Below are 12477 nucleotides of genomic sequence, written 5' to 3' on the forward strand. Positions count from 1 at the left end.
GTGTGTTTTCTATGCAACAGGATTGTCGTAACACGGCCACAATGACGCAATCGTCCTCCCTGGCGTTCGACGCGGACTCTGACGGCGAGGAAGCGCGCTCGGGAATCTGGCGCTTTGCCGCGCCCGAATATTATACGTTGGCGGTCATCATCAGCGTCGCCATCGCGACTTATATCTTCATCACGGGCGATGCGCAGAGCGAACGGCTGCTTACCCCCGCGCTCGTGGCGACGATCATGGTCGCCAACCTCGTGCCGGCCATGGCGCTGATCGTTCTTGTCGGCAGCCGCGTGGCGCGCGCACGCGCGGTGCATTCGATGGCGGGCGGGCGCGGGCGCCTTCACGTCCGGCTGGTCGCGCTCTTCTCGCTGATCGCAGCAGCGCCGACATTGCTCGTCGTGATCTTCGCCTCGCTGCTTTTCCAATATGGCGTCGATTTCTGGTTTTCCGACCGGTCGCGCGGGATGTTCGAAAATGCCGCGAGCCTCGCCGAGGGCTATTACCAGGACAATCAGCGCGAGGTGGGGGCCAACACCGTCGCAATGGCAACCGACCTTGGCGGCCTGCTTGCCCGCGTTCCGATCGATGCGCCCGATTTCTCCAACTATTATTTCCAGCAGGTCGTCGTTCGCAACCTCAACGAATCGGCAATTATCGAGATCGGGAACGACGGGATCGCGCGCACCGCGGCGATGATCGACCCCGATAACCGCGCGGCCGAAAATCGCCTGTCGCCCGCGATGGTGAAGCGGCTCGATGCCGGCGAGGAAGTCGTCGTGATCGTGCAACCCGACCGGATCGAGGCGGCGACGCGGCTTCCGGGGCAGCGACGTGCCTATGTCTATGCGTCGCGCGACGGCAATGTCCCCGCGTTCAAACAGTCCGAACGCGCGCGGACGGTGCTTGCCGACTATAATGGCCTGTTCGAACGGTCGCAGCTCCTGCAGTTGCAATTCAACGGCGCGCTCTATCTCGGTTCGCTTCTCCTGCTCGCACTGGCGGTGATCGCCGCGATCGTCGTCGCCGACCGCATCGTGCGCCCGCTGGGTACGCTGATCGGCGCAACACGTACTGCGGCCGAAGGCGATTTGTCGGTTCGCGTCACCCCACCGCTTCGCGATGACGAGATTGCGGTGCTGACACGTGCATTCAACCGTATGACCGAGCAGCTCGAGTTCCAGACCGGAACGCTGGTCAGCGTCAACGAACAGCTCGAAACACGGCGCAGCTTTATCGAAGCCGTGCTTAGCGGCGTATCCTCGGCGGTCGTGTCGGTCGACGCCGACCACCGCATCCTGCTCGCCAACGCCGCCGCCGAACGCCTGATCTGCCAGTCGGCGGAATGCTTGACCGGGCGCCCGCTGGCGGATGTGGCGCCCGAACTGGCGCGGCTGTTGACCGGGGAAGAGCGCGAGGCGATCGTGCAGCTTTCGCGCAAGGATGCCGAACCCGCGACGCTGGCCGCCAAAGCCGTCGCACAGGGCGACGGCTTCGTCCTGAGCTTCGAGGATATCACCCAGCAATTGCTCGACCAGCGCCGCGCCGCCTGGTCCGACGTCGCGCGCCGGATCGCGCATGAAATCAAGAATCCGCTCACCCCGATCCAGCTCGCGGCCGAGCGGCTGCAGCGGCGCTTCGGTGACAAGGTAGAGGGTGACGCGGCGACCTTCCGCAAGCTTACCGACACGGTCATCCGGCAAGTCCACGACATGCGGCGGATGGTCGACGAATTTTCGAGTTTCGCCCGAATGCCCAAGCCGACCTTCGGCGTCGAGGATGTCCGCGACATCCTCCGCCAGGCGGTATTCCTGTTCGAGGTCGCCAAACCCGATATCGCCTTCGCCGTCAAAACCCCGGGCGAGATCGATCCGCTCGTCTGCGACCGCCGCCTGCTCTCGCAAGCATTGACCAACATCGTCAAAAACGCCGTCGAAGCGATTGAAGAGAAATTCAAAAATTCGGATTCCGTCGCGACCGGACATATCGCGGCCGAACTCGAGGTCGAAGCCGATGGCGTGATCGTCATTCGCGTCACCGACGACGGGATCGGCTTGCCCGAAGCCCGCGACGCGATCGCTGAACCCTATATGACGACGCGGCAGGGCGGGACAGGGCTCGGCCTCGCGATCGTGAAGAAGATCGTCGAGCAACATTATGGCGAACTGGAATTTTCCGACAATCCGGCGGGGCAGGGGACGTGCGTCACGCTGACGCTGCACCCCGACCGCCTGCGGCCGCTAGTCGGCAAGGGCGGAGATGGCAGCATGGGGCAGGCAGAATCGGTTCCGGGACGGATGCGGAACCGGCAGGACAGAGAAGATCATGGCGCTTGATATTCTGATCGTCGACGACGAACGCGACATCTGCGACCTCGTCGCCGGCGTCATGGAAGACGAAGGTTATGAGGCGCGCACCGCCTCCGACAGCGATTCGGCGCTGGAAGCGATCCGCCAGCGGCGGCCCTCGCTCGCGCTGATCGACGTCTGGTTGCAGGGATCGCGGCTCGACGGGCTGGGGCTGGTCGAGGCGATCAAGGCGTTCGATCCGACGCTGCCGATCATCGTCATTTCGGGCCATGGCGGGCTCGACACCGCGGTCGCGGCGATCCGCCGCGGCGCGTTCGATTTCATCGAAAAGCCGTTCGAGGCCTCGCGCCTCCTCCATCTCGTTGCGCGCGCGACCGAAAGCGAGCGGCTGAAGTTCGAATATGAACAACTCCGCGAAAAGGCCGGTCCGTCGGACGAACTCACGGGGACAAGCGCCGCAATCAACAATGTCCGCGCGACGTTGAAGCGTGTGGCGGGGACGGGGAGCCGCGTGCTGATCACCGGCGCGCCGGGCGTCGGCAAGGAAGTCGCCGCGCGCGTCCTGCACGGCTGGAGCGGGCGGCACACAGCGCCTTTCCGGGTGATTTCCTCGGCGCGCATGGACCCCGAAACGGTCGAAACCGAATTGTTCGGATCCGAAGCCGAAGATGGCTCGATCCGCGTCGGGCTACTCGAACAGGCGCATGGCGGCACCCTGTTCCTCGACGAGGTCGCCGACATGCCGCTCACGACGCAGGGCAAGATATTGCGCGTCCTCACCGACCAGAGCTTCGCGCGGGTCGGCGGGCGCACGATGATCCGCGTCGACGTGCGCATCATTTCGGGCTCCGCCCGCGACCTGATGACCGAAATCGCCGAAAGCCGCTTTCGCGAGGATCTCTATTATCGGCTTAACGTCGTGCCCGTGCATATCCCCCCGCTGCGCGAGCGCCGCGACGATATCGCCAGCCTGTGCGACCATTATGTCCGCCGCTACGCCGCCGATCGCCGCGTCCCGCCGCCGGAGATCAGCTCGGAAGCGATGGCAGCGCTGCAGGCGCATGAATGGCCCGGCAATGTCCGTGAACTGCGCAACGTCATCGAACGCGTGATGATCCTCGCGCCCAGCGACCGGCTGGCGAGGATCGACGCCGACATGCTGCCCGCCGAACTGGTGCGCGGCGGGACCGATATCCTGCCCAATTCGGAATCGATCACTGCGATCCCGCTGAAGGAAGCGCGCGAAAATTTCGAGCGCGAGTATCTGCGCATCCAGATCAACCGTTTTTCGGGCAATATTTCGCGCACTGCGACCTTTATCGGCATGGAGCGCTCGGCATTGCACCGCAAACTGAAACTTTTGGGGCTTACCGAGAGTTCGGACGGCGAGGGATAGCGGCTTTGCGCTAGACCTCGCCCGCGCTTTGCCGCATATTGGCATCAGAAGAAGGTCTTTTTTGAGCCGGAAAACCGGCATTTTACCCGCGGTTCTACCGCCAAAAACAGGAGGCAAATGTGTCCGATAAAAACCAGAATCTCCAGGATATTTTCCTAAACGCCCTCCGCCGCAGCAAGACACCGGTGACCATGTTCCTGGTCAAAGGCGTCAAATTGCAGGGCATCATTACCTGGTTCGACAATTTCTCGTTGCTGCTCCGCCGCGATGGCCAGTCGCAGCTCGTCTACAAGCACGCGATTTCGACCGTCATGCCATCGCACGACTTCGACCTGTCGCTGCTCGGCGACAATCTGCGCGACGCACCCGCGAGCAAGGGCAAGGCGCTGCAGGACGTGTTCCTGAACGCGGTGCGCAAGTCGGATGAATCGGTGACTATGTTCCTCGTCAACGGCGTGATGCTGCAGGGCGATATCGTGGCTTTTGACCTGTTCTGCATGCTACTCGAGCGTGAGCGGCAGGTGCAACTTGTTTACAAGCACGCCATTTCGACCGTTCAGCCGAACGGGCCGATCAACCTGACCGACAATGGCGAGGCTGACGGCGAAGCGGACGACGCCTGATCGACCCGATAATCGACACGGAAGACGAGGTAACGCGCGGCGCCGCCGCGCTTATCGTCGTGCCCGAGTGGCATAGCCAGCGCCTCGCGCGCGACCTCGACGCGCGCGCCGAGGAAGCGAAGGGGCTCGCCCTCGCGATCGGGCTCGACGTGGTCGCGGTGCACACGCTGCGCCTGCGCCAGACCCGCGCCGCGACCTTGCTCGGGGTAGGGCAGATCGACGCGATCACGCCCGATATCGCCGCGAAAGGCGTCCAACTCGTCGTCGTCGATGCTGCACTCAGCCCGATCCAGCAGCGCAACCTCGAAACCGCCTTCGGGACGAAGGTCATCGATCGCACCGGGCTGATCCTCGAAATCTTCGGCGAGCGCGCCGCAACGGCCGAGGGGCGGCTCCAGGTCGAACTGGCGCATCTCGATTATCAGGCGGGGCGGCTCGTGCGCAGCTGGACCCACCTCGAACGCCAGCGTGGCGGCTTCGGTTTCCTCGGCGGCCCGGGCGAAACGCAGATCGAGGCCGACAGGCGGATGATCCGCAACCGGATGGCGCGCATCCGACGCAGCCTCGAGGATGCGCGCCGCACGCGCCAGCTCCAGCGGTCAAAGCGCCAGCGCGCGCCTTGGCCCGTGGTTGCGCTCGTCGGCTATACCAACGCCGGGAAATCGACCTTTTTCAACCGGTTGACGGGCAGTGACGTCATGGCGGAAGATATGCTCTTCGCGACACTCGACCCGACGATGCGTGAAATCCGGCTACCAGGTATCGACAAGGCGATCCTGTCGGACACGGTGGGCTTCGTCTCCGACCTCCCCACCGAGCTGGTCGCCGCCTTTCGCGCGACGTTGGAGGAGGTGACGACCGCCGACCTGATCGTCCATGTCCGCGACATCGTCCATCCCGACAGCGAAGCCCAGTATGACGATGTCCGCGCGATATTGGACTCGCTCGGCGTCAACGGACCACAGGACGGCGGGGAAGGCGATGCGCCGCCCGCAATCCAGCAGATTGAAATCTGGAACAAGATTGACACGGCCGATAGCGACCGCCGCGCGGACATTGAGGAAATGGCGGCGCGGCGTCCAGACGTCGCGGTGATTTCGGCGGTCACGGGAGAGGGGGTCGAGGCGGCACGGATGCTCATGGCGTCGCAATTGACTGCGCTACACAAGGTCCAGCGCATCTACCTGTCGTACAGCCAGGGCGAAGCTGCGGCATGGCTCCATGCGCGGGGAGAGGTTCTCGCCGACGAGCCTCAGGAGGAGGGGCATGTGCTGACCGTCCGGCTCGATCCAGCCGACAGCGCGCGGTTCGAGCGGCTATGGCCGGCTAGAGACGTTCCGCAACCTTGACCGCGACCCAGTGATCTTCCTGCTCGTCGAGCGACAGCCCGGCGAGGCTCCCGCCGGCACGATCTTCCATGGCGGCAAAGCGCCGTGCGAATTTCAGATTGGCATCGCGTAGCGCGCCCTCGGCGTCGACCCCGAGCTTGCGGGCATAGTTGACGACCGCGAACAGCAGGTCGCCGACTTCTTCGTGCCGCTCGGCATCGTCGGCCGCCGCGGCAACCTCGGCCAGCTCTTCGTCGATCTTTGCACGCGGCGCGTCAGTATCGGGCCAGTCGAAACCGACGCGTGCGGCGCGGCCCTGCAGCTTTTGCGCGCGCAGCAACGCGGGCAAGGTCAAGGCCACGCCGGCGAGCGCGCTCGTCGGACCGTCGGCGGCGCGCTCGGCCGCCTTAATCTGTTCCCATTGCTGACGGACGTCGTCGGTCTTACGGTCGCCGAAGATGTGCGGGTGCCGACGCTCCATCTTGTCGCTGATCGCATTCGCGACATCGTCGAAGCCAAACAGGCCGTCGTCGGTTGCGATCTGGCTGTGAAAGACGACCTGGAACAGCAGGTCGCCAAGCTCGTCGCAAATCGCCGCCGGATCGCCGCCAGCAATGGCGTCCGAAACTTCATAGGCTTCCTCGATCGTATAGGGGGCGATCGTTGTAAAGCTCTGCGCCAGATCCCATTCGCATCCGCCGTCGGGATTGCGTAGCTGGCGCATGATGGCGAGCAGGCGATCGATGGGGGGCTGCGTCGTGGTTTCGGCCATATGATTATCCGATAATATATATTATGTTAAATTTAGCGATGCAGCGAGGCGGAGCCTTGGTGCTACGTCACTGCCTGCCATGTCCAGATCACCAGGAACACCAGCCCGAAGATCGCCACCCATGCGAGCGCCATCTTGATCCAGTCGGCCATCGGCAACCGCCGTGCGAGCAACGAACTGAGCACCAGCGCGAAAGCGCCGGCAAACCACAGGATCTGGACGGTCGTGTCACCGGTCATAGCTGAACCTCCAATCCATCATATCCGGGCTCGATGCCCGGCGGCAATTCGGCCGCAAGGTCGTCATAATCCATCGTATTGTCCATATGGGTAATGATGGCGCGCGGATTGCCGACCTTGGCCAGCCCTTCGAGCGTCATCGCCAGATGCGGATGCGTTGGATGCGGATAGCGGCGTAGTGCGTCGATCACGAACAGGTCGACACCTTGGAAAAACTCGACCATCTCATCTGTAAATTTAGAAAAATCAGTTGCATAGGCAATCTTGTGCGCACCATCGCTGAAGATAAGGCCGGTCGCCTTGATCGGGCCGTGCGGCATTTCGATCGCCGACACTTCGATCGGGCCGATCGATTGATGATCGTGCAGGTCGATCGGATCGACCGACGCCGGATAACCCGCATTTCCGGCAAAGGCATATGTGAAACGCCATTTGAGGATGTCGAGCACATGGTCGCGGGCATAGACCGGGACCGCCGAGCGGCGCAGGTGCATCACCTGCCGCAAATCGTCGAGACCATGCGTGTGGTCAGCGTGTTCGTGCGTCCAGATGACGGCGTCGAGCTCGCCGACCCCGGCGTCGAGCAGTTGCAGGCGCATGTCGGGGCTGGTGTCGACGAGGATCCGGAAACCCCCGAGTGACACCATGATCGATGCACGGCTGCGCAGATTGCGCGGATTGTCGGGGTCGCACTGCCCCCAGTCGTTGCCGATCCGCGGCACGCCCGAAGACGTCCCGCAACCCAGGATCCGGAGCTTCATAGCGCGGGTGACGTCATGGCGCCGCCTTGTTGAAAAGCGCGTAGAAATTGGCGCTTGTCGCGGCCGCGAGCACATCCCTGTCTCCGCCGCGAAGATCGGCAAGGAAGGCCAGCGTGTCGGCGACGAAAGCCGGCTCGCCGGGTTTGCCGCGGTGCGGGACGGGGGCAAGGAAAGGCGAATCGGTTTCGATCAGCAGCCGGTCCTGCGGCAGCCACTTTGCGGTCGCCTGAAGGTCGGCGGCGTTCTTGAACGTCACAATTCCCGAGATCGAGATATAGAGGCCGAGGTCGAGCGCCTTGCGCGCGAAATCGTCGCTCGCGGTGAAGCAATGGATGACGCCGGGGAAGATCGCCCTGCCCATTTCCTCGCCGAGCAACGCCAGCGTGTCTTCCTCGGCATCGCGCGTGTGCACGATGATCGGCAGGCCGGTTTGCTGCGACGCGTGAATGTGACGACGGAAACTGTCCTGTTGCCGCGTGCGATCGCTCTTGTCGTAATAATAGTCGAGCCCCGTTTCGCCGATACCGATCACGCGCGGATGTGCGGCACGTTCTATTAATTTGGCGGTATCGACGTCGGGATGATGGTCGGCATCGTGCGGATGAATGCCCACGCTCGCCCAGATATCGTCGTTCGCCTCGGCCGCGGCGAGCACATCGTCCCACTCGCTTTCGCGCGTCGCGATGTTGAGCATCGCGGTAACGCCTTTCGCTCGCGCGCGCGCCAGCACCTCGCCCTGCCGCTCGGCGAGCCCCTTGTAGTTGAGGTGGCAGTGCGAATCGACGAGCATCAGGCCTCCCCTTCCCCTTCTCCCTCAGGAAGTTCGAGGCGCGGGAAGATCGGCACCGGCTGACCGACGGCAAAGCCGCTCGCCGCGAGTTTTGCGAACCAGTCCTTGTCGGCGAGCGCCGCAAAATCGCGCGCATCTTCGGCAATGCCCATCTGGTCGAGCAACTTGTCCGCCGCGGCGGGCACCACGGGGCGGATCGCGATCGCAAGCGTGCGGACCGCCTGGAACAGGGTCATCAGCACCGCGCGCATGCGTTCGGGATCGGTCTTGCGCAGCGCCCAAGGGGCCTGCGTGTCGACATATTGGTTGCAGGCGAAGACGGCGCGGATCCAGTCGTCGATGCCGATCGAGAAAGCGAGTTGCTCGAATTCGCGAGGAAGGCGGACGCGTGCCATATCGAGTACATCGCCTTCCAACGACGCATCCTCGTCCGATCGCACATAGTCCGCGGAAATCTTGCCGTCCAAATTCTTGAAAATCATGGACAAGCTGCGCTGCGCCAGATTGCCGAAGCTGTTCGCGAGATCGGCGTTCGCGGTGCGAACGATCGCCTCGGCCGAATAGCTGCCGTCCTGTCCAAAGCTGACTTCGCGCAGCAGATAATAACGCAGCGCGTCGACGCCGAACTGTTCGGCGAGCGTCATCGGGTCGACGACATTGCCGAGCGACTTCGACATCTTTTCGCCGCGATTGAGCAGGAAACCGTGACCGAACACCTGTTTCGGCAGCGGCAGCTTGGCGCTCATCAGAAAGGCCGGCCAGTAAACCGTATGAAAACGAACGATATCCTTGCCGATCATATGGATATTCGCCGGCCAGAATTTGCCGAAATCGCTGTCCGGGTCGGGGTAGCCGAGGCCCGAGAGATAGGTGGTCAGCGCGTCTACCCAGACATACATCACATGCCCCGGCGAACCCGGAACCGGCACCCCCCAGTCGAAGCTGGTGCGCGAAACGCTGAGGTCCTTGAGCCCGCCCTCGACGAAGCGCAATACCTCGTTACGGCGGCTTTCGGGGCGGATGAAATCGGGATTGTCGTTGTAGAGCGCAAGCAGCCGGTCCTGATAAGCCGACAGGCGGAAGAACCAGCTTTCCTCGACGGTCCATTCGACCGGCGTCCCCTGCGGCGACAAGCGAACGCCCCCTTCCCCGTCGGTGAGCTCGCTCTCGTCGTAGAAGGCCTCGTCGCGAACCGAGTACCAGCCTTCGTAGCGGTCGAGATAGAGGTCGCCGTTCGCCTCCATCGCTTTCCAGATCGTCTGCGACGCCGCATGATGCGCGGCGTCGGAGGTACGCATGAAATTATCATAGCTGATATTCAGCTTGGCATACATCTCACGGAAATATCCCGACATTTCGTCGGCGAGGTCGATCGTCGCACGGCCCTGGTCGCGCGCGGTCTGGAACATCTTCAGCCCATGTTCGTCGGTGCCGGTGATCAGCCGCACGTCGCGGCCCCGCGCGCGCTGGAAGCGGGCCATGACGTCGGTCGCGATCGCTTCATAGGCGTGGCCGATATGCGGGCGGCCATTGGGATAGCTGATCGCGGTGGTGATATAGAAAGGTTCGTTATTTTTGGACATGCGCGCGCCTTAGCGGCTGGCGCGCGCGAGGGAAAGCGTCAGCGTGCCGCCTGCCCGTGCCGCGGCGCCAGTTCGGCGAGGCAATTGCCGATTTCAAACCCGACCATGGACCCGTCGTACGACCCGCGGATCGCATCGCGAACGGTGCGCTGGACTCGGTCCCATTGCGCAAGGATCGGCGCGATCTCGGCAACCGGGCGCTCGCGCGCGATGCGTGCGAGAAGGCCGGGCACGATATCGATCACCAGTTCGAGCCGCGCGCGATTGCTCGTTCCGCCGACCTCGCGCGCGAGCGCCTCGCGGAGCCGGTTCTCGGGGTCGCCCGACGTCGCAATCGCGAGCAGCTTCTTCTCCATCACGGCGACGTCGCTGTCGATCAACGCAAGCGCCTTGCCCGGCACCCCGCCCGATGCGGTGACGATCGCGCGCACCTCGGCGGCGTCGAGCATCGGGCGCAGCTCGTGCAGCCATGTTGTCATGACGTCACGGTCAACCGGCTGGAAACGCAGACTTCTGCACCGCGAACGGATCGTCGGCAACAACCGCCCAGGCGAGTGGCTCACGAGCAGGAAGAGCGTCTTTGCGGGCGGCTCCTCGAGCGTCTTGAGCAGCGCGTTCGCGCCGTCGGTCTCGAGATCGTCGACGGCGTCGACGATGATCACGCGCCACTCGCCGAGCGACAGCGACAAGTGCAGCCGTCGGATCATCTGGCGTACCTGTTCGATCGTGATATTGCGCGCGAGTTCCTTCGCCTTGTCCTTCGGCTGGCGCGCGAGGCGAAGGATTTCGGGATGGTTGCCAGCGTCGACAAGACGCGCTGCCGCGTCGTCGCCGCGATCGTCGAGCGTCAGTGGCTCGCCGGCACCGCCCGGGCCGTGGGCGACGAGAAAGCGCGCGACGCGCTCGGCAAACGCCCCCTTCCCCATCCCTTGCGGACCCGCGAGCAGCCAGGCGTGGTGAAGGCGCCCACCTTGCCACGCCTCGAGAAAGGCCTGTTCCGCGTCGTGATGGCCGATCATGGCAGCCATTCCGCGAGATCGGCGAGGATTGCCGCCGTGACGTCGCCCGCGGCAACGTCGGCATCGACGATCCGCCAGCGGACTGGCTCGGCCTCGGCCATTTCGACGAAGCGCGCGGCAAGGCGCGCCTGATAGTCGGCCGGCTTGTTCCCCATGCGATCGGAGCCGCCGCGCTCGGCCAGGCGGCGAGCGGTTTCGGCCGGGCTTACCGTGAGCAGGAAGGTGCGATCCGGGAGCAGTCCTTCCGAACCAAAGCCATGGAGCGTCAGAAGGTTTGCGTCGGTGATCCCGCCGCCGCCGCCCTGATAGGCGCGGCTCGAATCGACAAAACGGTCGCATAGCACCCACGCGCCGCGCTCGAGCGCCGGACGGATCAGGCGCGCGACATGATCGGCGCGCGCCGCGGCAAAGAGCAAGGCCTCGCTGCGCGCATCCCAGCGGTCGTCGCTGCCTTCCATCAGCAGCGTGCGGATCGCCTCTGCGCCGGCGCTGCCGCCGGGCTCGCGCGTCGCGACGGCTTCGACACCGCACGCTTCCAGTGCGGCAGCGAGCGCGCGGATCTGCGTCGATTTGCCGACGCCTTCGCCGCCTTCGAGCGTGATAAAGCGCCCGCGCGTCATGTCGCTATCGTGCAATTCGAAAGGATGGGATGCCGCCCGTGCATCGTTCGGCGGTAGCCCGGCGGATGGCTTTTGTCATCTCCGCGTAGCGGCTGGCCCGGTTTTCGGTGCGGTTTGCGTTATTGCGGGCGCATTGCCCGACGCGAAGCCCCATTCCATCAACCGCTCGGCCTCTTCGCGCCGGGCCTTTTCGCTACCCATGCCGGCGACGACCATCACGAGGCGGCGGCCGTTGCGCTTTGCAGAGCCGAGGAAGCAGTAGCCCGCCTCGGCAGTATGCCCCGTTTTCAACCCGTCGGCCCCCTCGAAACGGCCGAGGATGGGGTTGCGGTTCGGCTGGATGATCGGCTTGCCCTCGGGCGATTTGCCGTGCTGGAGCTTCGGGATAGAGAAATAGCGCGCATAGCCGCCCGGATGATCGCGGATCAGACGGTCGGCGAGCGTGACAAGGTCGGCGGCGCTGACCTGCGTGACTCCGCCATCGGGCCAGCCGCTGGGCGTTCCAAAACGGCTCGATGCCATGCCAATTTTGCTAGCTACTTCGTTCATTCTTTTTACGAATGCCCCTTCGCTGCCGTCGATCCCGACGGCCAGCACCGCCGCGGCATCGTTGCCCGAAACGGTGATCAGCCCCTTGAGGAGGTCGTCGACTGACACCTTCTCGTTTGGACTAAGGAACATTGTCGAGCCGCCGGTGCTGCTATTCCATTTCTTCCATGTCGCTTCGCTGACGGTGAATTGCCTGTCGCGTGCAAGCTCGCCCTTTTTGATCAGGTCGAGCACGACATAGGCGGTCATCACCTTCGCCATCGACGCCGGGGCAAAGCGCTTTTCGGCACCGCGAGAGAAAAGGATCGCGCCCGAATCGAGATCCTTGAGCATCACGATCGGCGCCTGTGTGACATAGGGAGTGCGGCTGGTTTGCGCGCTCTTCGGACGGGCGTCGCTCGCGGCTGCGGCGGGAAAGGCCAATGTGATCGCGAAGGCCGCGAGCGCCGCGGCGCAGCTCTTTAGCCGGATGCTTGGTTTCGCCACGCGCC

12 protein-coding genes are annotated in these 12477 nt (G+C 63.9%); 4 read left to right on the forward strand and 8 right to left on the reverse strand.

Features of this window, described 5'->3' with window-relative positions:
* The first annotated feature begins 41 nt into the window (after positions 1 to 41).
* The 4 genes from VGN62_RS13895 (at position 42) to hflX (ending at position 5674) form a co-directional block, all read left to right on the forward strand.
* Positions 42 to 2333: a sensor histidine kinase gene (locus VGN62_RS13895; protein WP_327454838.1), complete on the forward strand. Its 2292-nt coding sequence runs from the start codon at positions 42 to 44 to the stop codon at positions 2331 to 2333.
* Positions 2323 to 3702, forward strand: coding sequence for a sigma-54 dependent transcriptional regulator (locus tag VGN62_RS13900; protein ID WP_327454840.1), 1380 nt, complete (start codon positions 2323 to 2325; stop codon positions 3700 to 3702). Before VGN62_RS13895 ends, VGN62_RS13900 begins: the two co-directional genes overlap by 11 nt.
* A 119-nt stretch (positions 3703 to 3821) precedes the next feature.
* Positions 3822 to 4325: an RNA chaperone Hfq gene (gene hfq / locus VGN62_RS13905; RefSeq protein WP_414713281.1), complete on the forward strand. Its 504-nt coding sequence runs from the start codon at positions 3822 to 3824 to the stop codon at positions 4323 to 4325.
* 59 nt (positions 4326 to 4384) lie between these two features.
* The gene (hflX, locus tag VGN62_RS13910) at positions 4385 to 5674 is read left to right on the forward strand and encodes a GTPase HflX (RefSeq protein WP_414713282.1); all 1290 of its coding nucleotides are present in this window, start codon (positions 4385 to 4387) and stop codon (positions 5672 to 5674) included.
* On the opposite strand, the gene mazG is transcribed toward hflX, so the two are convergent.
* The 8 genes from mazG to VGN62_RS13950 all read right to left on the reverse strand — a co-directional run bounded on the left by mazG (position 5652) and on the right by VGN62_RS13950 (position 12472).
* On the reverse strand, positions 5652 to 6425 hold the full coding sequence (mazG, locus tag VGN62_RS13915; RefSeq protein WP_327454842.1) for a nucleoside triphosphate pyrophosphohydrolase: 774 nt from the start codon (positions 6423 to 6425) through the stop codon (positions 5652 to 5654). The genes hflX and mazG overlap by 23 nt on opposite strands.
* A gap of 62 nt (positions 6426 to 6487) precedes the next feature.
* Positions 6488 to 6664: a hypothetical protein gene (locus VGN62_RS13920; RefSeq protein ID WP_327454844.1), complete on the reverse strand. Its 177-nt coding sequence runs from the start codon at positions 6662 to 6664 to the stop codon at positions 6488 to 6490.
* On the reverse strand, positions 6661 to 7425 hold the full coding sequence (locus VGN62_RS13925) for an MBL fold metallo-hydrolase (RefSeq protein WP_327454846.1): 765 nt from the start codon (positions 7423 to 7425) through the stop codon (positions 6661 to 6663). The genes VGN62_RS13920 and VGN62_RS13925 overlap by 4 nt, the downstream gene beginning before the upstream one ends.
* Positions 7426 to 7438: 13 nt before the next feature.
* The gene (locus VGN62_RS13930; RefSeq protein WP_327454848.1) at positions 7439 to 8215 is read right to left on the reverse strand and encodes a TatD family hydrolase; all 777 of its coding nucleotides are present in this window, start codon (positions 8213 to 8215) and stop codon (positions 7439 to 7441) included.
* Positions 8215 to 9798 carry a methionine--tRNA ligase gene (gene metG, locus VGN62_RS13935; protein ID WP_327454851.1) on the reverse strand — a complete coding sequence of 528 codons (1584 nt, stop codon included), beginning with the start codon at positions 9796 to 9798 and terminating at the stop codon, positions 8215 to 8217. The genes VGN62_RS13930 and metG overlap by 1 nt, the downstream gene beginning before the upstream one ends.
* Before the next feature lie 38 nt (positions 9799 to 9836).
* Positions 9837 to 10817 (reverse strand): DNA polymerase III subunit delta', encoded by a 981-nt coding sequence (locus VGN62_RS13940; RefSeq protein WP_327454853.1) that lies wholly within the window; start codon positions 10815 to 10817, stop codon positions 9837 to 9839.
* A complete protein-coding gene (gene tmk / locus VGN62_RS13945; protein ID WP_327454855.1) occupies positions 10814 to 11437 on the reverse strand; it encodes a dTMP kinase in 624 nt (207 codons plus the stop codon). The genes VGN62_RS13940 and tmk overlap by 4 nt, the downstream gene beginning before the upstream one ends.
* Before the next feature lie 75 nt (positions 11438 to 11512).
* Positions 11513 to 12472, reverse strand: coding sequence for a D-alanyl-D-alanine carboxypeptidase family protein (locus VGN62_RS13950; protein WP_327454857.1), 960 nt, complete (start codon positions 12470 to 12472; stop codon positions 11513 to 11515).
* Positions 12473 to 12477: the final 5 nt, after the last annotated feature.

Origin of the sequence: Sphingopyxis sp., from assembly GCF_035998905.1 — a bacterium.
Classification (GTDB): Bacteria; Pseudomonadota; Alphaproteobacteria; order Sphingomonadales; family Sphingomonadaceae; genus Sphingopyxis.